The 23,511-nt window shown below is 39.5% G+C and carries 24 protein-coding genes; 17 read left to right on the top strand and 7 right to left on the bottom strand.

Annotated elements, in window-relative coordinates; translation table 11 throughout:
* Positions 1–19 precede the first annotated feature (19 nt).
* The 4 genes from EHQ58_RS16790 to EHQ58_RS16775 all read left to right on the top strand — a co-directional run bounded on the left by EHQ58_RS16790 (position 20) and on the right by EHQ58_RS16775 (position 3,249).
* Positions 20–1,063 carry a vWA domain-containing protein gene (locus EHQ58_RS16790; RefSeq protein WP_246047413.1) on the top strand — a complete coding sequence of 348 codons (1,044 nt, stop codon included), beginning with the start codon at positions 20–22 and terminating at the stop codon, positions 1,061–1,063.
* Between the two features lie 16 nt (positions 1,064–1,079).
* Positions 1,080–1,595 carry a tetratricopeptide repeat protein gene (locus tag EHQ58_RS16785; protein WP_246047412.1) on the top strand — a complete coding sequence of 172 codons (516 nt, stop codon included), beginning with the start codon at positions 1,080–1,082 and terminating at the stop codon, positions 1,593–1,595.
* An 82-nt stretch (positions 1,596–1,677) separates the two neighbouring features.
* Positions 1,678–2,889 carry a Crp/Fnr family transcriptional regulator gene (locus EHQ58_RS16780; protein WP_135625078.1) on the top strand — a complete coding sequence of 404 codons (1,212 nt, stop codon included), beginning with the start codon at positions 1,678–1,680 and terminating at the stop codon, positions 2,887–2,889.
* Positions 2,890–2,943: 54 nt separating this feature from the next.
* Positions 2,944–3,249 (top strand): STAS domain-containing protein, encoded by a 306-nt coding sequence (locus tag EHQ58_RS16775; protein WP_135625076.1) that lies wholly within the window; start codon positions 2,944–2,946, stop codon positions 3,247–3,249.
* A gap of 34 nt (positions 3,250–3,283) precedes the next feature.
* On the opposite strand, the gene gmd is transcribed toward EHQ58_RS16775, so the two are convergent.
* The 3 genes from gmd to EHQ58_RS16760 all read right to left on the bottom strand — a co-directional run bounded on the left by gmd (position 3,284) and on the right by EHQ58_RS16760 (position 7,604).
* Positions 3,284–4,312, bottom strand: a complete 1,029-nt coding sequence (gmd, locus tag EHQ58_RS16770; protein ID WP_135625074.1) for a GDP-mannose 4,6-dehydratase — start codon at positions 4,310–4,312, stop codon at positions 3,284–3,286.
* A 129-nt stretch (positions 4,313–4,441) separates the two neighbouring features.
* The gene (locus EHQ58_RS16765; RefSeq protein WP_210412842.1) at positions 4,442–5,761 is read right to left on the bottom strand and encodes a DUF1501 domain-containing protein; all 1,320 of its coding nucleotides are present in this window, start codon (positions 5,759–5,761) and stop codon (positions 4,442–4,444) included.
* Positions 5,751–7,604 carry a DUF1553 domain-containing protein gene (locus tag EHQ58_RS16760; protein WP_246047411.1) on the bottom strand — a complete coding sequence of 618 codons (1,854 nt, stop codon included), beginning with the start codon at positions 7,602–7,604 and terminating at the stop codon, positions 5,751–5,753. The genes EHQ58_RS16765 and EHQ58_RS16760 overlap by 11 nt, the downstream gene beginning before the upstream one ends.
* A 79-nt stretch (positions 7,605–7,683) precedes the next feature.
* Here EHQ58_RS16760 and EHQ58_RS16755 point away from each other — a divergent pair, with 79 nt between their 5' ends.
* The 4 genes from EHQ58_RS16755 to EHQ58_RS16740 are packed head-to-tail and all read left to right on the top strand — an operon-like array spanning position 7,684 to position 11,289.
* Complete coding sequence (locus EHQ58_RS16755; protein WP_135625072.1) at positions 7,684–8,808, top strand: zinc ribbon domain-containing protein; 1,125 nt, start codon at positions 7,684–7,686, stop codon at positions 8,806–8,808.
* 9 nt (positions 8,809–8,817) lie between these two features.
* Positions 8,818–9,348 (top strand): LIMLP_15305 family protein, encoded by a 531-nt coding sequence (locus EHQ58_RS16750; RefSeq protein ID WP_135625070.1) that lies wholly within the window; start codon positions 8,818–8,820, stop codon positions 9,346–9,348.
* A gap of 13 nt (positions 9,349–9,361) precedes the next feature.
* A complete protein-coding gene (locus EHQ58_RS16745; protein WP_135625068.1) occupies positions 9,362–10,360 on the top strand; it encodes an SPFH domain-containing protein in 999 nt (332 codons plus the stop codon).
* A complete protein-coding gene (locus EHQ58_RS16740) occupies positions 10,357–11,289 on the top strand; it encodes a PrsW family intramembrane metalloprotease (RefSeq protein WP_135625066.1) in 933 nt (310 codons plus the stop codon). Before EHQ58_RS16745 ends, EHQ58_RS16740 begins: the two co-directional genes overlap by 4 nt.
* Positions 11,290–11,294: 5 nt before the next feature.
* Here the strand turns inward: EHQ58_RS16740 and EHQ58_RS16735 are convergent, their stop codons facing one another.
* Together EHQ58_RS16735 and EHQ58_RS16730 are read right to left on the bottom strand one after the other, a co-directional pair.
* Positions 11,295–13,046, bottom strand: coding sequence for a patatin-like phospholipase family protein (locus EHQ58_RS16735; RefSeq protein WP_135625065.1), 1,752 nt, complete (start codon positions 13,044–13,046; stop codon positions 11,295–11,297).
* Between the two features lie 15 nt (positions 13,047–13,061).
* Positions 13,062–14,396, bottom strand: coding sequence for an MATE family efflux transporter (locus EHQ58_RS16730; RefSeq protein WP_246047433.1), 1,335 nt, complete (start codon positions 14,394–14,396; stop codon positions 13,062–13,064).
* A gap of 38 nt (positions 14,397–14,434) precedes the next feature.
* On the opposite strand from EHQ58_RS16730, the gene EHQ58_RS16725 reads away from it, so the two are divergent.
* The 9 genes from EHQ58_RS16725 to EHQ58_RS16685 all read left to right on the top strand — a co-directional run bounded on the left by EHQ58_RS16725 (position 14,435) and on the right by EHQ58_RS16685 (position 22,127).
* On the top strand, positions 14,435–15,769 hold the full coding sequence (locus EHQ58_RS16725) for an amidohydrolase family protein (protein ID WP_135625061.1): 1,335 nt from the start codon (positions 14,435–14,437) through the stop codon (positions 15,767–15,769).
* 10 nt (positions 15,770–15,779) lie between these two features.
* Positions 15,780–16,472 (top strand): hypothetical protein, encoded by a 693-nt coding sequence (locus EHQ58_RS16720; protein WP_135625059.1) that lies wholly within the window; start codon positions 15,780–15,782, stop codon positions 16,470–16,472.
* Complete coding sequence (locus EHQ58_RS16715; RefSeq protein ID WP_246047410.1) at positions 16,469–18,286, top strand: TrkH family potassium uptake protein; 1,818 nt, start codon at positions 16,469–16,471, stop codon at positions 18,284–18,286. The genes EHQ58_RS16720 and EHQ58_RS16715 overlap by 4 nt, the downstream gene beginning before the upstream one ends.
* Before the next feature lie 2 nt (positions 18,287–18,288).
* Positions 18,289–18,984 carry a potassium channel family protein gene (locus EHQ58_RS16710; protein ID WP_135625058.1) on the top strand — a complete coding sequence of 232 codons (696 nt, stop codon included), beginning with the start codon at positions 18,289–18,291 and terminating at the stop codon, positions 18,982–18,984.
* A 3-nt stretch (positions 18,985–18,987) separates the two neighbouring features.
* Complete coding sequence (locus tag EHQ58_RS16705; protein ID WP_135625056.1) at positions 18,988–19,770, top strand: ABC transporter substrate-binding protein; 783 nt, start codon at positions 18,988–18,990, stop codon at positions 19,768–19,770.
* An 81-nt stretch (positions 19,771–19,851) separates the two neighbouring features.
* The gene (locus tag EHQ58_RS16700; RefSeq protein ID WP_135625054.1) at positions 19,852–20,679 is read left to right on the top strand and encodes a MotA/TolQ/ExbB proton channel family protein; all 828 of its coding nucleotides are present in this window, start codon (positions 19,852–19,854) and stop codon (positions 20,677–20,679) included.
* Between the two features lie 9 nt (positions 20,680–20,688).
* Positions 20,689–21,108, top strand: coding sequence for an ExbD/TolR family protein (locus EHQ58_RS16695; protein WP_135625052.1), 420 nt, complete (start codon positions 20,689–20,691; stop codon positions 21,106–21,108).
* 1 nt (position 21,109) lies between these two features.
* On the top strand, positions 21,110–21,532 hold the full coding sequence (locus tag EHQ58_RS16690; protein WP_135625050.1) for an ExbD/TolR family protein: 423 nt from the start codon (positions 21,110–21,112) through the stop codon (positions 21,530–21,532).
* Position 21,533: 1 nt separating this feature from the next.
* Positions 21,534–22,127, top strand: a complete 594-nt coding sequence (locus tag EHQ58_RS16685) for an energy transducer TonB (RefSeq protein ID WP_210412841.1) — start codon at positions 21,534–21,536, stop codon at positions 22,125–22,127.
* On the opposite strand, the gene EHQ58_RS16680 is transcribed toward EHQ58_RS16685, so the two are convergent.
* Together EHQ58_RS16680 and EHQ58_RS16675 are read right to left on the bottom strand one after the other, a co-directional pair.
* The gene (locus tag EHQ58_RS16680; protein WP_135625049.1) at positions 22,124–22,960 is read right to left on the bottom strand and encodes an LBF_0142 family lipoprotein; all 837 of its coding nucleotides are present in this window, start codon (positions 22,958–22,960) and stop codon (positions 22,124–22,126) included. The genes EHQ58_RS16685 and EHQ58_RS16680 overlap by 4 nt on opposite strands.
* 91 nt (positions 22,961–23,051) lie before the next feature.
* Positions 23,052–23,429 carry a phasin-related domain-containing protein gene (locus EHQ58_RS16675; RefSeq protein ID WP_135625048.1) on the bottom strand — a complete coding sequence of 126 codons (378 nt, stop codon included), beginning with the start codon at positions 23,427–23,429 and terminating at the stop codon, positions 23,052–23,054.
* Positions 23,430–23,511: the final 82 nt, after the last annotated feature.

Genomic DNA, 23,511 nt, shown 5'->3' with positions numbered 1-23,511 from the left:
CCACACCGAAAAGAATAAAGTGAGCCTTCGCATTTTGATTTCGAAAATTTCTTTTTTTTTCTCTCTCTCCTTCTTATTGGTTTTCAATCTGTATTCGGAGTCGGTTACATCTAACAAACGATATGTTTTTATTGTTGATGCCAGCGGCTCGATGGCTGAGAAAATAGATGGCGTCACACGTATGGCCATTGCGAAAGACCAGCTGATGAATTTTTTAAGTAAACTTCCGAAAGATTCAGAGGTTGGACTTGTCGCCTATGGAAATCGCATCGCTGGTTGCAGCTCCGCAAGACTGTACCAGCCCATCCAAAAAGGAGGAGCGAGTGCAGCAATTACTAAGCTAACAAGCATCATTCCTTCTGGTTCCACTCCCATTGCGCATACTTTAGAACTTGTAGGTGAGTACCTGCTTCGGGATTATAAAGAGACAGAGATTATCTTTATTTCCGATGGAATGGAAAGCTGCGAGGGCGACCCCGCTATGACTTTGCATGCCTTAAAAACGCGAGGTAAAAAATTCAATTTGCACATCCTTGGTATCGATCTGGATCCAAAAGCAGAAGAGGATTTAACCGCACTTGCAAAGATTGGAAATGGAAAGTATTTTACGGTTAAAAAACGTGAGGATATGGAATACGCTCTCTTAAATTTGGGAGGAAATCTTTTTATTTCCGATACGCAAGCGAGTTCGCCAAAAAAACCATATATAAAAATTCTGAGCATTTTGCCCTATTCGCAAACAAAAGGCAATGAATCGTATATCATCCATTACGAATTTGAAGGCATAACAAACCAAGGAAATCAATTGGTTCAGATGAATCTATTTCCTAGAGAAAAATCGGTCCAAACGAAAGAAGTTCCCCCGCTCAGGGAAAAACGTCTTGGCGATCTCTCGCAAACCGAGGTACAATTCCAGCCCGATTGGAGGGGAAAAGGAAAGTTAGTTCTAAATCTAAATCAAAACCAAGAATCAGAAACCTCCCTCGAGTTGTGGAGTCTAGAGAGTGTACCCAGAATCCTTGCCAAATCTGACATAAAACTTCTTCAGAATTTTTCCCCATAATGTCGATATATGTCGTATGAGAAACTGGCTTGTTTTGATTCTTTGTTTAACTTTGTTCGGCCTTCAGCATGTTACCAACCTGCACGCCCAAGCAGGAAAGAATCGAAATGAAGTATATAAAGCGGAAGAACTGAAACAAGGCGAATTGCTATTTCAAAAGGCATCCGAATTTTATGAAGATCGCAACTACGTAAAATCCACGGAAGAATTGAAATTATTCCTAATTCTTTATCTACGCCACCCTAGGGAATGGGAGGCGAGAAAATTGCTCTCCAAATCCTATCGTAAGCTTGGCGATACGCTCGCCCTTGCAAAAAATGAACTCGCAATGTACAAAGACTATCCGAATACCGAAGAAGGTCTCGATGCCTACCTAGAGGCGGCTCGGGCCCTGATCCGATTGGGTAGAGAGGCGAAAGCTGCTACAATTTTAAAAGACATAACGCAAAATACTTATTCCTCAAAAATTGCCCAGGAGGCAGAATTGGAGCTCGCTCAATTAGAAATTTTAGCTGAGAGTAAAAATAAGTAATTTTGAGGAAAATATTGCCTGTATGATCTCCGATAATAAAGTAGTCACGTTCACAAGTGTAAGGCCTTAGAGTAAATAAAAGATGTCATTTTTTCAAATGGTTACCTTCCCAGCAAACTCCTACATCATTGTAGAAGGGAAGAAAGATGCGAACAATTTCTATATCATCCGCGAAGGGAAAGTTCGTATCACCAGGGAGACAGCCGTTGTCGGCGAAGATCCCAATCAAGTTTTAGGGCCAGGTGATTTTTTTGGCGTTGTTGCTGCTATGAGCCAGCATGCACAAATTGAATCTGCTACCTCTTTAACAAGCGTATCTTTAATCTCAGTCAGCTACGACCAGTTCGGCACGCTCATTCAAAAATCAACGGCTGTAGCGATGAACATCATTCGCTTCTTCTCTATGAAGTTGCGCCAGTTTGATACGACGATCACTCGACTCTCCTTTCGGAATGCTGTCGAAGAGGATCCTAACGAACTCTTCAAAATTGGAGAATACTATTTCCAATTGCAGAACACAGCACATGCTACTTTCGCATATCAAAGTTATCTGAAACATTTACCTAGTGGACAATTTGTCCCTCAGGCCAAATTGCGATTACAAACAATGAACCAGCCATTCCAAGGCGCCGTCATTGACTATACCAAGTTCAATCGAAACTACAAAGACAATGAAATGATCTTTTGTGAACATGAACCAGGCAGAGAGCTTTTCATTCTCCAAAGTGGAAAGGTAAAAATCTCCAAAATTGTAAACCAAAACGAAGTCATGCTCGCGGTATTAAATACGGGAGATATCTTCGGGGAGATGGCCATCCTTGATAACAAACCTAGATCTGCATCGGCCATTGCCTCTGGTGATGTGGAACTTCTTGCCATAAACAAAGCGAACTTTGAAGGAATGGTAAAAGCACAACCGCAACTTGCGACTCGTTTGATCACCCTACTCTCCGAAAGGATATGGACCGCATACAAGCAGTTAGCAAATTTACTGTTGAAAGACTCTCAGGCACGAATCGTTGACACGCTTATGACGTTAAGTGAGAAAAATCGTGTCAAAATCGCTCAAAAACAGGCCTATAATTTTGAAATCGGAACCAAAGACTTATTGAAAATGGTGGGCCTAACGGATCCGAAAGATGAGTTACTCATTGCAGAGATCATGAAACAAAACAAATTTATCCGACTTGAAATGGGAAAAATCGTATGTTCTGATATGGCAGAGCTAGAAAAACTCGTCCAATTCTATCATAAAAAAGCAAATATGGAAAATAAACTGAAGAAGTTAAAATAAATTTCTTCTTGCTATCTTGCAGATAGATTTCTTTATTTATAGGGACAAACCACAATGAACGAAAAAATTCAAATTGAAGAAAAAGGTCAGACCATTCGCATAAAATTTATGGATCAGATTTTGGATGGAAACTCTGCTGAACTAAGAGAAGTCTTAAATTCAACTTTGGAAAAAGCTGTGACTGAAGTTTTCCTAGATCTTGAAAAGGTAGTCATCGTGAGTTCATTAGGAATCTCAAGATTGCTCTCATTTAAGAATAAGGCAGACGAGAAGAAGATGACCGTCAAGATCGTCAACATCCAAGATAAACTCAAAGAGACCTTAAAAAAACTAATGTTAGATCAGTTTTTCGGACTCTAAAAGAATTCGAAAAACTGACTTTAAAAACTTTTACTTAGGCTTCTGGCTTTAACTGATAGGTTGCCAGATCAGCCTCTGTCATAATCCTAACTAATTCTTTAAACTTAACTTTTGGCTCCCAACCTAACTTTTCTTTTGCCTTGGCTGGATTTCCGATCAAAAGTTCAACTTCCGTAGGGCGGTAATACTTCGGATCGATTTTGATCAAAACCTGTCCCGATTTTTTATCTTTGCCGACTTCTGAGTCTGCCTTTCCTTCCCAAATAATTTCGTATCCCGCAATTTTAAAAGACTCTTCAATGAATTCTCGAACCGTGTGAGTTTCATTGGTCGCAACGACATAGTCATCTGCATGGTCTTTTTGGAGCATCATCCACATCATTTGCACGTAGTCGGGAGCGTAGCCCCAATCTCTCTTGGAATCAATGTTTCCCATAGTGATGTGCGAGAGCTTGCCCGCCTTTACTGCCGCTACACCAAGAGTGACCTTGCGTGTGACAAACGTTTCTCCTCTTCTTGGGGATTCATGATTGAAGAGAATCCCATTAGAGGCATGAAGTCCATACGCCTCCCGGTAGTTTACTACCGCCCAATAGGCATATAATTTTGCGACTGCGTAGGGGGATCTTGGATAAAAAGGCGTTTTTTCCGTTTGCGGGACTTCTTGCACCAATCCGTAAAGCTCCGAGGTAGAAGCCTGGTAAAATTTTGACTGGATCCCGGTTTGTTTGATCGCGTCTAAAATACGAAGCGTTCCCACAGCATCTACTTCTGCCGTATACTCTGGAACCTCAAAGGAAACCTGCACGTGTGATTGTGCCGCAAGATTGTAGATCTCAGATGGCTGGATTTTTTCTAAAATTCTGTTTAAATTGGATGAATCCGTCATGTCCCCGTAATGGAGGACTAATTTAGGGTTAGAATGGAGATGTTCGATCCGATTTCGATTGAAGAGGCTCGTCCGACGCACGATGCCGTGAACCTCGTAACCTTTTTCCAATAAAAGTTCTGCAAGATAGGAGCCGTCTTGCCCAGTGATACCTGTAATCAGTGCTTTTTTCATATGACAAGGAACAGTTTCCATACTTGTCCAATTTAGAAAAGGAAAAATTCGTGTTCCTTTTGACCCCTAGTCCTAATGGAACACACCCCAAATGAGAAGAAATTCATAAGATACTTAGCCTAACCTCCGCTAATCTGGAAGATTCATAATATCTTCGATGATTTTTGAACTTCTTGGCGAAATCGGGAAAGGTCTACCAAATGAATTTGTGAGGCTTGCTTCGGTATCTACTCCTGAGGCATGATGGATCGAGGCTATGATATCTCTGACGTGATAGGCAGTCGTATTTTTTGCAGGCCTTTCTCCTTTCTCATCCGATTCTCCTAAAACAAAACCTTTCTGAAATGGTCCCCCGCCTAATAGGGAGGTCCAAACTCTTGGATGGTGGTCTCTTCCATCTCTTGAGCCGACATCCGGTGTCCTTCCAAATTCCGAACTTAGAAAAAAGACTGTCTGGTTAAGCAGACCACTGGCAGCGAGATCTTCAATCAATGCCGAGATCCCTTGGTCTGAATCATTCATAATTTTGGCTATTTGCGCTTTATTATTGTTATGCGTATCCCAACCCCCAATCGTAATTTGAATGAAAGGAACTTCTTTCTCGGCGAGTCGTTTGGCCATCAAACATGCTTTTCCTTGCCAAGAATTTCCATATCTCGCCCGCATCGCCTCTGGCTCTTTTGTTATATCGAAGCTAGCTAAATCAGCCGAATTCCGAAATTCTTCTGCGGCATTCACCATTTCTGACCAAGTTTTCAATTGAGAGGATTTGTTATGTGCACGAAATTCCTCATTCATGATCGAAAGAATATCCTGTCTTCGCATCAACCTCTCTCCTTTGTACTTTCCGAGAGCAGGAGACAGATGTAAGATTGCGTTATCTAAATTGCCTATATGAAATCCAGAATATGGAACTCCTAAAAATCCCGAATTTCCGATGCGACCATTTCGCCCACCCATGGTCACATAACTCGGAAAATAGGATTCTTTTGTTTTTCGTTTTTTCGCAAAAGCGAAGATGGAACCAAAATGCGGTATATCAGGAAAACCCATTCCTTCCGGCATACGGTATCCTGTATTTAGTAAGTACTGTCCGAACGCATGGTCACCATCCTCACTCCAAGTACTTCTGATGATACCTAAATGTTTAAGTTGACCTGCTGTTTTCGAGAAAGGTTCAAGCAAGCTAATCCCGTTAATGGAAGAAGAAACTTTAGAAAACGAGCTATTTGATTTTGGATCTAAGGTATCCACATGACTCATTCCTCCTTCCATATTGATAAATATGATCGATTTGACGGGGGATTTATGCGTGAATTCTGCCTCTTCCTCATTCTCTTCGGCACCAGATAGACTCGATACACCAGAGGTAATAAAGGCGGCGCTTAATAGGGCCAAACTTCGTTTTAAAAATAATTTTCTTTCGATAGATCGAATGTTAGTTGACATGTAAAAATTCCTGACTGTTCAAAATGGCCCAGCAAAGATCTTGAATGAGCTCTCTATCGTAAACTTGTTCTGATTTAATCAATTTTTTGAAAATTTTATCTGATTCAGTAGGATTGATATGTCGACCCAATAGAGAAAAATATACATAGTCTATAGTCTTTGACATAGATTTGGTTTCTTCAAATTTTCTTTTTGGTAGCGAATCATTGCCTCCAAACTCCCATGTTAATTTACTTGATACTCTTCCATTCATAAGAGTTAATACCTGTTCGATGGTTATTTCTGAAAAATCGTCGGAAATGTCTACTCGGTTCCCAGTGCCAAATACAGATAAGAAGGAGGAGTAAGGAGCAGGATGTTCAATTTCTGCTGCACTGGTTATATCTTTTGCCTGTTCTTTAGGGATGCGAATGTTACCTATACCAACAAGATCGACATGGTTCAAGTTTCCAGAATGATCAAATGGAATAACTTTGCGCTCATTGACACTGCCTAACGAGAGTGAATTTGACGCTTTAATCATCGAATTTAGTAATTGATCAGCATCTAATCTTTGTGATGTGAAGTACCTGATTTTATCCTGGACATCTTTATCCTTAGATTTTGGATAAGACCTAGCATAAGCATTTGAGGTGACAATATAAAGGATTAAGTCTTTGATTCGAAAATTTTGTTTCAAAAAAACGTTATCTAAATGATCTAAAATTGCTTTTCCTGTTACTTCTGTATCTTCATTCCAATCATCTAACGGAGTAAAAAAACTCCAACCCATTAGGCTTGTCCAAACACGATTTATAATTACTTTCCTAAATCGATCATTCTTCTTATCGGTAAGCCAGTCAGAAAATACCTTTCTCCTGTCATCTCCTGGTTTCAATTTAGCTTCGACACCATCTAAAAATTTAGGCCTAACTAGATCTCCACCTGGCGCATCATCAGTATGCGGAAAGCGCAGTCCAAGTTTAGGTTGTATATAAACGGTAGCATGCGCCAATTCGAATTTCTTTTGATAGGCTTTACGATCTGCATCACTCCATTGATTCCAATTTTCTCGATTCCATTCACCGTTTTTATCCTGCAGGGATTTCATTTCGGCGGTTGGAAGGTGCTCCTCAAGCTCCCGTGGTACATAGGCCACATCTTTACCTTTAAATTTTTCAGGATCCCAACTTCCATCTCTCACATATTGTTGGCTAAAAAAAGCAGCTAACCCATAGTAGTCTCTTCTGGTGTAGTTAGAAATGTATGGATGATCATGACACCTCGCACATCCTACTCGTTTGGCGTAAAACAATCTTCCAACGTATTCTGCAACTTGTAAGGGATCACCGTTATCCCGAAGATAAAAGCCAGTCGCCGGATTTTCAATTAAGTTTCCTTTGGAATTGATCATTTCTGTTACCAAAACGTCATATCCCTTATTCATATGTAGAGATTCCGCCAAGTACTTAAAAAATGCTCCCGTTAGAATCTTTCGTCCTTTCGTTTTATCTCGAAGCATCGAGGAAAATTTAATTCCCCAATATTCTGCAAAGCTCGGATCTCTTAGATAATTTACTGTATAATGGGTGACACGGGTTTCTTGATTTTCTTTTTCAAAGTCTAATAATTCTCCGGGTGAAGGGATGGTTCCTTTTAAATGCAAAGCTAATCTCCGTAAGACGACGGAGTCATCGGCCACCTTTATATTTGGTGAGATTTTTTTATACAATTTGTCTAAAGGATGTTCAAGGTTGCTTGCGATAGTCTGTGAGGAAAAAACATAGGCAAAGCATAAAAAAGTTACTAGAATCGCAAAAACATTTACTAAAACGCGCGATCCTTTCATTCGATGTTGAATCATAAATCGATTTTATACTCATTACTGAAGAATTGAAATATTTTTCTTGCAAAATTACGATTTTCTTAGATAAAACTTGGCGATGGCAGGCGAAAAAATTTATGAAATGCTTTGGGATTGTGAATTCTGCGGTTCCAAAAAATTACTCGGAAAATCTCATCGACATTGTCCTAATTGCGGTGCTACACAAGATCCCACCCGTAGATATTTTCCTTCTGATTCCGAAAAGGTTGCTGTACAAGATCACGTTTACTACGGAGCAGATAAGGTTTGCCCCTTCTGTCAAACTCCAAACGGAGCGAAATCAACCTTTTGTGGAAACTGCGGAGGAGCCCTTGACGGAGCAAAGGAAGTAACAAGACGTTCGTCTCAAATTGAAGGGGTCTTTCCCGAGGTTGATAGTGTTCAAAATGCAAAGCTAGATCTTAGCAACCAACAAACACCAAATTCCGATTCAACAGCTGGAAACAAGGAGGATTTAGCCTTTAAAGATTCGAAATGGATCAAAGCACATCCAAAAACTCCCAAGTGGGTCGTCTGGATGCTAAGTTCTCTGGGAGTTGGCTCTGTTGGTTTCGTACTCATAGGTGTTTTATGGACTGAAAAAGTTAATCTAAAATTAACGGAACATGAATGGACACGTTCCATAGACATTGAACAATTCAAACCCGTCTCCGACTCATCTTGGTGTGATTCGATGCCGAGCGATGCATACAGTGTTGATCGTAGATCAGAGGTTAGAAGCTATAATCAAATTGCTGATGGAGAAGAATGCCATACTGTAAAATCCGATAACGGTGATGGGACCTATTCCGAAAGCGAAAGTTGTTCAACCAAATATCGGAGCGAGCCCGTCTATGATTCAAAATGTTATTACAAAGTTGACAGGTGGGCTTACGAAAGAGTCAGCACTGCAACAGGAGTCGGTATTGAACCGGAACCGTATTGGCCGGCGCCAGTCTATCGTGACTGTTCAGGTTCTATCGGATGTGAAAGATTAGGAGCAAGAAAGGAAAAATATTTAGTTCATTTCGAAGAAATCGGAGGTGAATCCGCAGGTGAAAAGCATGATTGTGAGTTTGACCAGGGCAAATGGAAATCTTACGATAACAAGGTAACTTACCAGTCAGATAAAAGTGTAATATTTAATTACATTACTTGTGATTCAATTAATACGTTAGGCGCAGAAGAAGTTAAAAAGGATTAGGAGATAGATATGGACCAAGCATGGTTGACATCAACCTTAGAGAGATTTAAGTCAGAAGAAGGCCCCGTCAGAAAATTTTTGAAGGAAAGTTCTATCTTTGCAGAAGCATTTGCTAACCAAGAATTTGATAAAACAGATGCTTTGGTGAGAAAAGAGATCGTCGGAAGACTGGCTCCTTTTAAAGAAGCACTGAGAAAGTTAGAAGAAGGTTTTGTAGCAAAAGCACAGATTCAAAATATCGGAAAAACAAATCCTGCCGTCAATGCATTGGATCGAATCATCATGAAAATTTCCTCTGCAGGATATGGTTTAAATGGCTTAGGTGCCGGTTTCAAAGCTTCAACGGCCGAGCTTGAAACATTACTGAAACATGATTTTGGAATATTAGAAAAACTAGGTTTACTGGAACTTGATATCACTCAAAAACTTAACACTTGGTTTAGTGAAAATCCGGAATCTGCGATCCAAAATGTAATCACCGCATTAGAAAATATCGAAAAAGAATTTGAAGCTAGAAATAATATTTTTCTTAAAAAATAAAAGGAAGTAAGCAATGTCAATCATAGATCGTATTAAATTTGAAGGTTCCGCTAATGAGATCGTCTGGAAATATCCATCAGATGCCATCAGCACCGCAGGTCAGCTCATCGTTGATGAAAATCTCGAAGCCATCTTTTTCAAAGAAGGCAAAGCTCTTGATTCCTTTGGCCCAGGAACACATACCTTAAAAACAGGGAACATCCCTCTGCTTGAAGCACTTATCAATATTCCCTTCGGCGGAAAAACTCCTTTTACAGCAGAAGTATACTACGTAAATAAGTCCATCTTCGCTATGAAATGGGGAACGAATACACCTATCCCTCTAGAGGATCCTAAGTATAAAATTGTTCTCAACATTCGCGCGTTTGGTGATTATAAATTTCGTGTTAAAGATGCTCGGTCTTTTTTATTAAATGTAGTAAAAGGCGGCAACAGAACTACAAATGAGTCCATTGACGAATTTTTAAAACCAAATATTGTTAGAAGTATTGGAGATTTCATCTCTGAAGTCATCCTCAACAACAATACATCTGTTGTTGAAATCAACAAATACCGAGACGAAAGTTCTACAGCAGGTAGAGTGAAGCTTTCCCCGGAATTTGAAAAATACGGCCTCGAACTATCGGAGTTTAACGTCTCGTCTGTCAACTTTGATCAAGCGGACCCGAATTATCAAAGAATTCAGAAGATCATCACCGATAAGTTCGAAATAGATATGTTAGGTGACAAGTACCAACAAAAGAAAATGTTTGATATCGGCCAAGCTTCAGCTGAAAACCAAGGTCAGGGTGGTGGTGCCATGGGTGCTGGTATGGGTATGGGAATGGGTATGAATATGGGCCAAATGATGGGCAATATGATGAATCAGAATCAAGGCGGAGGAGGACAGGCGGCCCAACCAGCGAATGATCCAGCAACAAGGATAGCCAAACTTAAAGGACTGCTTGACCAAGGCCTCATTACTGCTGAGGAATTTGAAACAAAGAAAAAAGATATACTCTCTTCGATATGACAACATTCGGTCTATTAGCGCTCGCAATACTCCCCGGCTTTGTCATCGTACAGAGATATTATTCAAAGGATCACCTACAAAAAGAACCAATCAGTGTTGTTTTGCGATCCTTCTACTGGGGCGCGGCGCTCATATTACCAGCTGGCTTATTCGAAACTCTTTTCGTTCTTTCTGAAACACCAAGTTATATTGATTTGGCGATTCATTATTTTTTGGTCGTGGGCATTACAGAAGAAGTTGCAAAGTACTTGGCGATTCGATTCTACTCCGCAAGAAATGATGCTTTTAATGAACATTTTGATGGCATTGTTTATGGTGCATGTGTCGGAGGTGGTTTTGCCACATTCGAAAATATCTTTTACGTTTTAGAGCATGGTTTTGCGGTGGGAGTTCTAAGAGCTTTTTTATCTGTCCCAGGTCATATCCTCTGGGGTGCGATCATCGGCCATTGGATTGCCAAAGAAAAGATGGAGAAAGAAGATAGGATTAAAGTTTTTTTTATTGGTGTCGGAATCTCAAGTCTGTTACACGGCGGATTTGACTTTGTCCTTAATTTCGGAGCTTCGGCTCTAATGTATGCACCCATTTTTGTGATCACACCACTACTTCTCGTTCGGCACTACTCAAAGAGTGCACTCGAAAAGGATAAAACTTTTTTATTTGGAACTGGGAATGTACTTTTACCGACTGTTTCAACAAATGATACCATACCACCCCCTAATACGACCGTGTTAAAATTAGTTAGGGCCGTATTGGTTTTGTTAGCTGGCATTTTTTTCTTTTTTGCACTTTTCCTGTTTCCTTTTTGCATAGACGATTTCATAAAAGGTGCTGAAGATTTTGAAGCATGGATGTTTTCCATACCTACATTCTCTCTCCTCCTCTCGTTCGGTATGTATTTTTATTCTAAACGGTTCCGAGTTACGTAAAGTCTTTATGCAAACAATTTTTTGATTTCGGCTAGATTGTCTTCGGCTTCTTTCTGGCCCTTATCTATTATCTCTTGATATCTGGCAAAATCGAAAAGCTGGAATTCTTCAAGATGAAAATGTACAAATAGATCCATCTTTGGCCGCTTAAGTCTCGTTATCTCTCTACCTTCTAAGGTAATGGTTCTTGTCATGATCTGTAAAATTGGTGGGTATTTAAGAGTATCCCAAATATAGCGAAAAAAGCCCTTCTCCGTCGTATTTCTGTCTTCGAATAATTTTACTGGAACTATCTCTTGTAATGGCGAAACGTTAATTCCTAGTACCATGTCGGCACCCTTCTCTCGAATCAAACTTTCAGGCACATTATTGATCATTCCACCATCCACTAAGATTTTTTCACCTAAACGATACGGAGGAAATGCGCCTGGCAAACTCATCGCACTTACCAAAGCTTCAGTGATAGGTCCTTGGTCAAAAACATGTTCTTTTCCCGTTTGAAGGTCAACCGCCGAAGTCACAAAGGGAAGTGGCAGTTCCTCTATTCGTTGGTCACCAAAGGCGTTCTTTAACATCCGTTTCATGCGCTTGCCTTTGAAAAATGCGACAACTGGGATTGTCGGATCGAAGGCACTCTCCAATCCTCCGAAAAATTCTTTAATCAATTCCTCGATTCTATCAGGATTTTCTAATCTTGCATATAGGGCAGCAATCACCGCACCCATTGATGCTCCTGATACATAGTCAAATTTAATTCCTTCTCGATGAAGTACTTTTAATAGTCCAACGTGCGCGAGTGCTCTGGCTCCGCCACCGCCTAATGCCAATCCTCTGGTCTTTGAGACGAGATAGCGGGCAAGAGTATCTTTTTGATAAAAAGTTTTGATTTGTTCGTCCGAAGGAAGGTAACTTTTTACGACACCCGCTTCCATGAGGCGGATGGCGCGTCCTCCGAAATTGCGAATGCGACCTTTCCAAAAATTTACAATTTCTTCTTTCTCGCGATAAAATTTTTCGGGATCAGTCTCCCAGAAGACGATAAAATCGGATTGAACAACGAGGAACGATAACTCCTGTCGTGATATTTTTTCATCAAAGTAAAGATGAACCAAAGGTGTTTTTTTACGTATCTCAGTCAGATATTCAGAAATGCGTGTCGTATCCATTCCGACAAATTGCGAAATGGGAACACTGATTGATAAAGACTTTGTATTTTCGCCATAGTTTTCAAGAAAGAGTTCGATTTTTTTTCCAAAATCGTATTCCGGATCTAAAGGAACATGAACACATAATCTCCGTAAGCCGATGAATGCTCCTTGCGTGACATTCTTTTCCATATGGTCGCGCATTCTAGAGCCCATCAAATGAATGATACTTTGTGCTAAGATCTTCTCCTGCGCTGCCAATTGTAAAAAAAGTTTACCATTCAGAACATAAACAAGGCTGTCGATTACTGCGATGGCAGAAGTAGAATGATTGGAGCCAGAGATCAACGAATTTTCTGCGAGAACTTGACCAGCACCTATATATACGGCGCCTTGGTTCGCGATATTCTCAAGCAATATCTCGCCATAGCGAACAATATAAATATTTTCGGATACTTCACCCTTATAATAAAGAGCTTCATGACTTCTGATCAATTTCTCTTGGATGTTATTTGCAATTCGACTCAAGATCGCAGGAGGTAATTTTTTAAACAATTCAACGGACTTTAAAAAATTCTGTATCGCCTGTCTTTCTTGTTCGTTGCGTCTCATATTACCTACTTACTATTAGATTCGTATATTTACCCACTCCTTCTTACGAAATTTTCTAACAAATGAGATGGCTAGGAGTAAAATCCAAATAAAAAATGCAGCCCAGATCCCGATCGATCCGCCTTTGAGTACTATTCCGAATAAATAGGCCAAGGGAAGCATAACAAGAAAGGAAATGATCAAATAGGCAAACATAACCCAGTACATCATTCCAGAACTTCTAAGCGCTGAACCTACGACCATATGATAGGCATCACCCACCTGCACTAGAGCAACGATGCATAGTGCAGGGTAACCTTCTCTTATGACAGCGGGGGCATCCGTAAACATTGCAAGCAATTGACGTCCAAACACGATGAACACTACGCCCATCGTCCCCATAACAATGGCCGAAAATGTGGCAGATCGCATGGTTCCTTGGTAGGCAAGACGAATCTTCCCTTGTCCCATCGCCTGACCAAGAATAGTCGTAGCTGCGATTCCAAAAGCTATACCAGGCATAAAGGAAAGACTCATACAGGAAATGACAACACTCGAGGCAGCAAGTGTAGTTGTGCTGATAAGACCTGCGATTTTATAGAAACCAGCAAATGAGAGATTGGTTAATGTCCCTTCCACTGCGGGAGCAATTCCAACTACACAAAGTTCCTTAATGATTTCAAAATTTGGCTTCCAAACTTGAGCTTTGAAAAAGGGAGCCACATCCTTTCTAAAAAAGAAAAAAAATATGATAAGAAGCGAAGGGATACTTGACAGTGAGGAAGCAATGGCGGCACCTCTTACACCCATTTCCGGAAATCCTAAATTTCCAAATATCAAAATCCAATTTAAGAATATATTCGTGACTGCCGCCGTAATGGAGGAAAGCATACCTGCTTGCACGATGCCAATTCCGTCGAAAAATCCTCGTAAGGCGAATCCTAAGAAAAAAAATCCAGTTCCGAGAAAACGATAGGCTAGATAATCTCCCGCGTAATTTATTACCTCGGGATCGTCGCCGAGCAATTGCATGATCTGAGGGGAGTAAATAAAGCCTAACAAGGACATGATAGTACCAATTGTTATCGAAATGTAAATGGCATTAACGAGTGCATTTCCCACGCCGATGTCATTTTTTTCACCATAACGTCGAGCAACTATGATTTGAACCGCCATTGATCCGCCCATAAGAAACGCAAAAATAGAGAAATAAACCATTCCGCCAAAGCCCACTGCGGCCAAAGGCACCTCTCCAAGTTTTCCAACCATGGCTGTATCAGAAATCATTATAGCGGTATAACTGAGCATTCCGAAAAAAACAGGGATTGCAAGTGTGAGAATTTTCTGATTTAATCGAGTTAGCTTCAACACTCGATGTATTCTATGAAGCATGGTATGGACAACTTTCTATGTATTGTGATCTACACAACCACCTTTATGGATGTTTACCTGCTGAAACCCTATTAAGAATAGGTAAAAAAAATCAGAAACCTCGCTGGGAGATTTACCTAGATTCTTATGAGCGAGCATACGGCATCAAAATAAACCCGAAAACATTTTTTGAGGAATATTCGGAAATTCAAAAATTTAAATCTCTTTACCATTTCAACGAGAAAGCACCCTTTCTTCATTTTCAGGCCAAATTCAATTTAATCATCGCATTGGTTGAATTTCATGACAAGGAAATTCGAGAAATTTGCAAGGACGTCGTCGTTTCGAATGCATTGGATGACGTAAGTTATGGGGAATACCGATTGATGTTTGGAAAAGAGGAACCAAAAGAATCATTTCTCAAAAAGTTAATGGCAAGTTGCGAGGGCTTGCAAGAAGGAGAAGCGAAAGCCAAATCAGAAGGAAAGTTAATTCAAGCAAGGCTTGCAATGTCGATTCATCGGGACCTTAACTTTGAAAAACATTATGATTGGATGAAAAATTGGATGGAAAAAGAATCTATGATAAAAGACTATCTCGTTGCGATCGACTTTTGTCATATCGAAGAAGGATATCCACCAAAGGATAAGAAAACATTTTTTGAACAAGTACTACGCGACAATAGCGCAGAGAAAAGTACGGCACTTTCGATTCTTTATCATGTAGGTGAAAGTTTCAAGGACAAAACTCCATTTTCTGCTGTTAGATGGGTAATGGAAGCTTCACAATATGGCGCTCATAGACTGGGACATGCTCTTGCACTTGGCATCGCTCCGGATTATTTTTTAAGTGAAGAAAGAACAGAACTGGTCTCAGAACGACTAGACCAAATTCATTTTGATTTAGAAAATTATCATTCAATTTTAGAATTTGGAACTTACTTTTCTAAAGAAGAGTTAGAAGAGGAACGAAAACAACTTTTAAAGAAGGATAAGACTGATACCATTTCTATGAATATGAGCAGTGAAAGAACGCAATTCCTACATACTTTCCAAGATTATTGCTTGTCCTGCATTTCTAAAACCGAAAGCGTCATTGAATGTTGTCCTTCATCCAATCTCTACATTGGTATGTTAGAAAATCTAGGCGACCATCCAATCGCAAGATTTAATGATAATGGTTTAAAGATTACAATCGGTTCGGATGATCCCGGACTTTTTGATACGAATCTTTTGCGTGAATACGAGCATGCGCATAAATCAGGTTTGAGTGAAAAGGATCTCAAAGAGATTCAAAATAAGTCATTTCAGTATAAATCAACGATTTTATCTGGTCGTGAAATCGTTGACCAATCCTACCAAAGATTAAACTAGAATTTCCAAGATGAAAAAATTTGGATCCATCGTCGCCCTTATCAGTTTGTCCGTTGCATGGAATGTATTTTCACCACTTATGTCCCAAACAAAAGAGGGGTTTTACGATACGAATAATTATGACCTTCGAAACATTCCTGGTTACGACGCCGAAGGAAATGTTTTACAGGACGTAGACCAACCACCAACATTTCAGAGACCTGACCTGGCAACGCCAAAAGATGTTCGAACGAAATACGATCCTCTTGCGTCCATACCCGGCGCCGGAACAAATCTTCCGACAAATTTGCAGACTCAACCCAATAATAATCAATACCAGTCAGCAAACAATTCCATCTTAAACAAAAGCCCTATCAATCCCCTAACAGGTGAACTGAATCCAGGTGCACTTCAAAATCAGGGAACAAAAAGTAGAGGTAAAAGAGAAGCGATCAAAAAACTTCGAGAAGAATTCGATGAAGATACAGTTTATGAGGAAGATAAATTTCGTAGAGGTTACATTATTTTTTTTCTGACGCTTCCCTTCGCTTTAGGCGCTTCCGCGGCTTTGGCAAGTGTTTTGGTCGTTACAAAGACATTAACGGGCAGTCTGATTATGATTACCGGCACCGCCGGTCTTGGTGGTACAAATGTGTATCTCGACCAACAACGATTGGAAGAAAATCGCAAAAAGAAAGCTGCGCTTAAATCTGTAACTCCTTGAAGCTCCGCAAATTTACTGTCAAAGTCCTCCTCCTTTTTAGAAAACTTGAGAATGCAAAACATTCTATTCGCAACTTTTATAAAGAAAATCTGCGAAGTATCGGAAGATTTATCTATACACTTTCGGGAATCATTTCTTTCTTCATCCTCATTTTCGAATATGGCTTCTATTATCCTGTAGATTGGATACCTGTCGTTCGAAGTATTGTAACAACCCTTGTTAATTTCTTCTTAATTTATGAGTTGTTCTCCTTTCTTTTTTCCTCAAAAAAAGCTCTAGAATATTTATTCGAACACAAACTACAGTTTTTTATAATCTTTTTGATCCTCATAGAAAGATTGTTTCAAGAGAGCATACTTGCCTTCTTGAGCACCTATCACCTGACTGGTGATGATACCACATTGATATTTCTTTCAACCAATCAACTCCTTTTGATCTTTTCAAATTTAGCACATTTTTATCGTATCTCTCGTCTTTATAATGCCAAAAATATAAACCCATCTTTTGTTTTCATTGGATCATTTGCGGCCATTATTTTTTTTGGAAGTTTGTTCCTTCATTTTCCAAAAGCCACAAGTCAAAATCTTCCAAGTATTGATATCATATTTACGTCAGTGTCTGCAACGTGCGTGACTGGCCTCTCAACGATCAACATTACAGATGAGTTTACGAGAACGGGACAACTGATCATTCTGATGATGATCCAAGTGGGGGGACTTGGCTTAATGACTTTAACGAGTTTCTTTTCGTTTTTTTTGGCGGGGCAAGCATCTGTTAACGACAAACTCTTGTTAAAGGACTTACTCTCGGAGGAATCAATTGGAAAAGTTAAAGAAATATTAAAACAAATTGCCTACCAGACCATATTTATTGAAATTCTTGGAGCCGTTTTACTCTATCTTACGTTTCCTATTTCGCTTTCACTACCAGAATCTGAGAAGATATTTTTTTGTATTTTTCATTCCATTTCGGCTTTTTGTAATGCCGGTTTTAGTCTTCTGCCCGGAAATTTAAATGATCCACATTTTTCTACTGCGCAAAGTTTTCTTTCGACAATCATGATCTTGATTATGCTAGGTGGACTCGGATTTCCCGTTCTGGGCCAACTACGCCGATGGATATTTTATCGAAACGAACCTACATTTCGCTTTTCCGTCGCCACTAGGTTAGTGCTTTTTACATCCGTATTTCTCTGGTTCTTCGGTGCTATCTCCTATTTTCTTTTAGAACAGCAATATACCTTAAAGAATTTATCCATCACGGAACAGCTTTTTCATTCTTTATTTTATTCTGTAACGACAAGAACTGCGGGATTTAACACTCTCGATCTTACCAAAATGGGCATTCCCATAACATTTATTAGTTTTTTCTTAATGTGGGTGGGAGCTTCACCAATATCGACTGGCGGTGGCATCAAAACGACAACCTTCGCTATATCATTTTTAAATATAGTAAACCAGATCATAGGAAAAAATACTCTAGAAATATATTACCGATCCATAGCTCCTTCGACGATCGCAAGAGCAAGCGCCACAATTGTTTTATCTTTGTTTGTGATTTTTACAGCTATTTTAGGTCTCGTAATTTTTGAATCTGCTCCTTTTCTTGATTTATGTTATGAGGTTGTCTCTGCCTTTGGAACTGTTGGTCTATCTCGAGGTCTGACGCCAACGCTTGGATTTCAAAGTAAAGTGATCATTTGCATTGTCATGTTTGTTGGTCGCGTCGGAATTTTGACTTTATTAATCGCACTTTCAAAAAGAGCAAAAAATTATTCTTATAAATATCCGCTAGAATACGTCGTCGTAGGTTAAATATGGAACGAAAAAAAATTGCAGTCATCGGTATTGGAAGTTTTGGAAAGCTCTTCGCTAAGTATTTATTCCAAGAAGGTCATGAAGTTTTGGCCATAGATAAAAGGGAGGATATCATTCAGGACATAAAAGATTTCACAACTGTTGCTGTCAGTCTTGACGCGACGGATGAAAGTGCTTTGCGATCTCAGGCAATCGAAGAAATGGACATCGTTGTGTTGGCGATCGCGGACGATTTCCAAACGTCAGTGATTTGTGCTGACATATTAAAAAAAATTGGCGCTAAAAATATTTATGCCCGATACCAAACTGATCTCCAACAGAAGATATTAAGTTTATTAGGTATAGCAAATTTATTCAATCCGGAAGAGAGAGCTGCTCGCTCCATGTCAGAAATGTTAGGTTATTCTTCTGTAAAATCAAATTTTCTTGTTTCAGAAGAATATAGCGTTGTTGAAGTAAATGTACCAAAGCGGTATATAGATAAAACAATTGCTGAGGCAGATATTAGACATAAATATGAAATTAATATAATTACCATTAAACGCTACATAGTAAATAAAGAAAGTAAGCGTGCCTCTGATAGTAAAATCGAAAAGATCCTAGGAATTCCAAAGGGAAGTATGACTCTTCGTGAAAATGATATTCTTGTCATTTTCGCATCACAGCAAAGCTTAAATAAATTTTTGGAAGGATGATCCTTGGGTCCTAATCGAATCATCTGTCTAACGGAAGAAACCACAGAACTTTTATACCTCCTTGGTGAAGAAGAACGTATTGTTGGAATTTCTGCTTACACAGAGAGACCTCTCAGAGCAAAGCTCGAAAAACCCAAGGTATCGGCCTTCATCAGCGGAAATATCAAAAAGATAGAAAGCCTTCATCCTGATCTTGTCATAGGGTTTTCAGACATCCAGGGACAATTGGCAAAGGATCTCATAGAACGAGGATTAAATGTTTTAATTTTGAATCAGAGGTCCATTCAGGAGATATTCGACGCCATGTCCGTCCTCGGAGGAATTGTTGGAAAATTAAAACAAACGGAAGTGATGATTGATTCTTGGAAAAAGGAAATTGAAAGACTCAAAACCGAGAACCAGTCTAGATCCTTTCGACCAAAGATATTTTTCCAAGAATGGGATGAGCCCATCATTACGGGAATCCAATGGGTGAGTGAAGCCATTGCTATTGCTGGGGGTGAAGATGCATTTTCGTACTTACAGACAAAAAAACTGGCAAAGGACAGAATCATCTCTCCAGAAGACGTCTCCAAAGCCAATCCCGATGCTATCATAGGATGCTGGTGCGGGAAACCAATGGATTGGAATTGGGTTGGAAATAAACCAGAATGGCAAGATACAGTGGCAATTTCGAAGGATCAAATTTATGAGATGGATCCGTCGATCATTCTCCAGCCAGGACCTGCCCTCTTTTTAGAAGGAATTCCCGAATTAAGTAGAATCATCCGTCTGCTTGCGAAATAGGCTCTTTGTAATACTTCTGTAATAATTTTGTAACACAAATCCACTATCGTTTCTCTATATCATTCTGATATGGAGACATTCATGAACTTTCCAGTCAAAAAGACTGCAGTAAAATACTCAGTAGTTTTTATCATCGTACTCGTTGCCATTTTTACAATTGCAAAGCCTATCACTGCGCAAACTACACCCGATCCGCAAAACAATAGTACAACGGAAACTCAGACTCCTTCTGAAACAAAAACAGAAACCCCTGCTCCTGTAGCAAAAGAGTCCGAAATTGGTTTGGTGAAATTATTTAATACAGGTGGCTGGTCCATGTGGCCCCTGCTTCTTTCCTCTATCGTTGCCTTGGGTGTTATCTTTGAACGAATTTACTTTTTCTCACGAACAAAACTGATGAGAAAAGGCTTCAACCAAGACTTGGAAGATGCGATCACAGGTGGCGGTCTGAAAGGTGTTGAAGATTTTCTTTCACAAAACACTGATCAGAAAATTACAGACGTCTTAAAGAACGGTATGGAAGTTTCGCAAAACGATCCAGAAATTTTTGCATCAGGTGTGGAACGCGAAGCCAGCGAAGTGATCACTTTGTTAGAGAAGGGACTTACAGTACTTGCCGCGGTCTCCACCATTGCTCCATTAGTTGGATTCCTTGGAACAGTATCTGGTATGATCAACGCCTTCGATGCGATTGCGAACGCCGATTCAGTGAACGCAAAAGTTGTTGCGGGTGGTATTAAAGAAGCACTCATTACGACTGCAGCTGGTTTGATCGTTGCGATTCCTGCGATGGTATTTTACCAATATTTGCAAGGTCGCGTAGCAAGCTTTATCTCCGAAGTGGAAGAGTCTGCAAATAAGATCTATAAAGAATATTTAAAAGTGAAAGCTGGAAAAAAAGCAGTTTAGGCATTTCTCATGATTAAGTTAAAAAAGAAGCAGGAAATAGAAGAAATATCGGCCGCATCGATGTCCGATATTGCCTTTCTATTACTTGTGTTTTTCATGGTAACGGCTGTTTTTTTTGTGAAGGAAGGGTTAAATATTTCTCTTCCTAGAAAACAATCGGAACCTCAACCATTTTTAAGAAAGAATGTTTATGAGATCCTTGTCACTCAAGACAAATTCAAAATGCGCAATTCATCGTTTGGCACAAAAGAATTTGAAGATTTGAAAGAATTTAGAAAAGAATTAAACAATTTAGAAATTCCAGATTTACCTAACAAATTAGCGTTAATTGTCACAACAGGCGATACGAAGTATGGTAAGATGTTAGATGCACTTTCCGCTGTGCAACTCCGTGGATTTGAAAAAATATCAGTGAGAAAAAAGAAATAATATGCTCCGCAGAAATAGACCCGCTCCATCAGTTCCAGTAAGTTCAATGGCTGACATAGCATTTTTACTTCTAGTTTTCTTTATGGTAACATCGGTTTTAGACTCCGATCCGGATCTTCCGATTGACCTTCCAGATGTTCCTGGTGGAGAACAATTAAATAAGAAAATCGCAAATCTTTATCTCTCTGCGGACAAAAATCGAACTGTTTATTTTAACGGTGCCATTATGCCGTTCAATGAGGCATTGAATAACATTCGAGCAAAGATTTCAACAACGCCTGATTTGAAAGTTCTTATCCATGCTGATCAAAATCTAACCTATGAAGAGATTGATAATACTTTCGAGTCACTCAGAGAAATCGGTGCACTCAAAATATCACTAGTTACTAAAACCACCCAAGGTGGTGGGTTGAACGGAAAATAAGTTGGAAACACTAGCCATTCCCAAGAGATCCAAAAGACAAAGAGTTTTTCGCTTCATCGATAGATATCGGATGGAAGCGGGACTTTTATTATCAGCATTAGTACAGCTAGCGATTCTTTTTTTCTGGTTCACACCTAACTTTGATTCGAATAGCCTAGATGATTTGATCGAGGAAGTTGCCTTCATCGATAACGTCCAAATCACTGAACCAACAAATGAATCAAAACCAACGGATGGTGATTTTGATCTAACAGATAAGGAGAAAGAGGAGAAAAAGGAGGACCCCAGAATTGCTGGTGCTTCCGATCCCATCGTGTCCGGTGCGACTTCCCCTGTAGATCTTTCTCCCAATACAAGACCTGAATATACGTCAGAAGCGAAATCCTTGGGCATTACTGGTACCATGACACTTGAAGTAGTCATCTCAGATACGGGAGAAGTTTTGCGAGTTCGCTCTGTTGGAAAGACATTAGGCGGTGGACTCGAACTCGAGGCCATCACCACTTATAAGAGAAAGCGATTTTCTCCTTCCATTTTAGAAGGAAAGCCAATAACGGTAAAAGTTTTAGTTCCGATTCGTTTTACGCTCAATTAATTTTGTTCACGAATCAGTTGTTCTTCAATTAATGGTTTCTTAGGGATTTCAATTCGTTCAATGCGGATTTCATGCACAAAGTCTTCTGCATTGAACTTGTCTAAAATAGTAATCCTTCTTGGAAAATAAAGTCCCTCCCAATTTTCATAAAAGCCAAACTTCAACACTCCGCGATACCAAGAGAAAAGATCTCTGTAGGTAAACTCCATCCATTCCAGGGCACCGCTGTCTTTTTCATAATAAGCTAAGTATTGGTCGGTATCTGGCGTAGCCTCTACCTGAACAGAGGTTAAATACACAGTTTCATAATCCTTTCCCATTGTATTAACTTCGCCAGCATATTGTTTAATTTCAAAATCCTTTGGTTTCCATACTAACATCAAATAAAGTCTCAGAGATTCTAAGTATACCCTTACTTCATCGTCGCCAGTGAATACTTTCCCCGTATCGTCCGAGATTTGGTAGGCATCTTTCTTTGCGATCCCTAATATCAAACCCTTATTGACTCCATTTAGTAATTCGATCTCCATTGTATTTTTTTCAAAATCGAGGAACACCTTCATTCTTTGATCGGATTCTTTGATCGGCGTAAAGAATCTTACAACCTTAGAATGCCAGACATCTCGCAGAGTGAATTGGATCTGTTTGTAATTTTTCCAATCTCCAGGCTTGAGGTTAACATCCGAGGGATTAGAAATAACTGTGATAGCTTTTTTGTTCAGTTCAGGATTGATGCCCGTGTTTAATAATAAACTAGGTCTTAAGTCAGCTAACTTACAAGAGAATATGATGGATGTTAGGATGAGAAGTATGGAGAGAGGGATTTTTTTCATCAATTCCCATATAAAATGAAAAGAAAGTTATGTCAATGTGTATAAATAGAAAAGGCTGGTTGCCCAGCCTTAAGGTATTGTTGGTTTGCTCTTAAGCTTTTGCTGTAGGAGCGCTTGATTTTTTAATTGATTCAGCAACTTCATTAATTTTTGCTTTTACTGATTCAATTTTGCCTTCAGGCATTCTAGATTTAATCTCTTCAGAAATCTTAGCATAATTTTCTACGATTTTTGAACGAGTTTCATCATAATTTTTTCCAGCAACGCTAGAAAATTCTTTAATGTCTGTTAGGATTTTGTCAACAGATTGGCGCACTTTTACAGAGTCTTCAGAATTGTCAGAAGCACCTTTTGATACTAACTCATTATAAGTTTGCTCAAGTTGTACTTTTGCTTTGTCCAAACCTTCTTTTCCTGATTGGAAAATTCCGATCCCTGCATTAAGAATGTCCATTATTTGTTTTTCCATTGTTTAGCTCCTGGTTTTCACCTATTGTGCACTGCACAACCCAATCTTGTGCGTCGCACAATTTTTGTAAATACTTTTTTTC

Origin of the sequence: Leptospira ognonensis (genome assembly GCF_004770745.1) — a bacterium.
Taxonomy (GTDB): domain Bacteria; phylum Spirochaetota; class Leptospiria; order Leptospirales; family Leptospiraceae; genus Leptospira_A; species Leptospira_A ognonensis.
The sequence above is the reverse complement of the archived record's forward strand: the minus strand, read 5'-3'. Positions and strand labels throughout refer to the sequence as shown.

Coding starts and splice junctions, on each gene's coding strand:
- EHQ58_RS16785 (WP_246047412.1), top strand. CDS start 1,080: ATGAGAAACTGGCTTGTTTTGATTCTTTGTTTAACTTTGTTCGGCCTT.
- EHQ58_RS16780 (WP_135625078.1), top strand. CDS start 1,678: ATGTCATTTTTTCAAATGGTTACCTTCCCAGCAAACTCCTACATCATT.
- EHQ58_RS16775 (WP_135625076.1), top strand. CDS start 2,944: ATGAACGAAAAAATTCAAATTGAAGAAAAAGGTCAGACCATTCGCATA.
- gmd (WP_135625074.1), bottom strand. CDS start 4,312: ATGAAAAAAGCACTGATTACAGGTATCACTGGGCAAGACGGCTCCTAT.
- EHQ58_RS16765 (WP_210412842.1), bottom strand. CDS start 5,761: ATGTCAACTAACATTCGATCTATCGAAAGAAAATTATTTTTAAAACGA.
- EHQ58_RS16760 (WP_246047411.1), bottom strand. CDS start 7,604: ATGATTCAACATCGAATGAAAGGATCGCGCGTTTTAGTAAATGTTTTT.
- EHQ58_RS16755 (WP_135625072.1), top strand. CDS start 7,684: ATGGCAGGCGAAAAAATTTATGAAATGCTTTGGGATTGTGAATTCTGC.
- EHQ58_RS16750 (WP_135625070.1), top strand. CDS start 8,818: ATGGACCAAGCATGGTTGACATCAACCTTAGAGAGATTTAAGTCAGAA.
- EHQ58_RS16745 (WP_135625068.1), top strand. CDS start 9,362: ATGTCAATCATAGATCGTATTAAATTTGAAGGTTCCGCTAATGAGATC.
- EHQ58_RS16740 (WP_135625066.1), top strand. CDS start 10,357: ATGACAACATTCGGTCTATTAGCGCTCGCAATACTCCCCGGCTTTGTC.
- EHQ58_RS16735 (WP_135625065.1), bottom strand. CDS start 13,046: ATGAGACGCAACGAACAAGAAAGACAGGCGATACAGAATTTTTTAAAG.
- EHQ58_RS16725 (WP_135625061.1), top strand. CDS start 14,435: ATGTATTGTGATCTACACAACCACCTTTATGGATGTTTACCTGCTGAA.
- EHQ58_RS16720 (WP_135625059.1), top strand. CDS start 15,780: ATGAAAAAATTTGGATCCATCGTCGCCCTTATCAGTTTGTCCGTTGCA.
- EHQ58_RS16710 (WP_135625058.1), top strand. CDS start 18,289: ATGGAACGAAAAAAAATTGCAGTCATCGGTATTGGAAGTTTTGGAAAG.
- EHQ58_RS16700 (WP_135625054.1), top strand. CDS start 19,852: ATGAACTTTCCAGTCAAAAAGACTGCAGTAAAATACTCAGTAGTTTTT.
- EHQ58_RS16695 (WP_135625052.1), top strand. CDS start 20,689: ATGATTAAGTTAAAAAAGAAGCAGGAAATAGAAGAAATATCGGCCGCA.
- EHQ58_RS16690 (WP_135625050.1), top strand. CDS start 21,110: ATGCTCCGCAGAAATAGACCCGCTCCATCAGTTCCAGTAAGTTCAATG.
- EHQ58_RS16680 (WP_135625049.1), bottom strand. CDS start 22,960: ATGAAAAAAATCCCTCTCTCCATACTTCTCATCCTAACATCCATCATA.
- EHQ58_RS16675 (WP_135625048.1), bottom strand. CDS start 23,429: ATGGAAAAACAAATAATGGACATTCTTAATGCAGGGATCGGAATTTTC.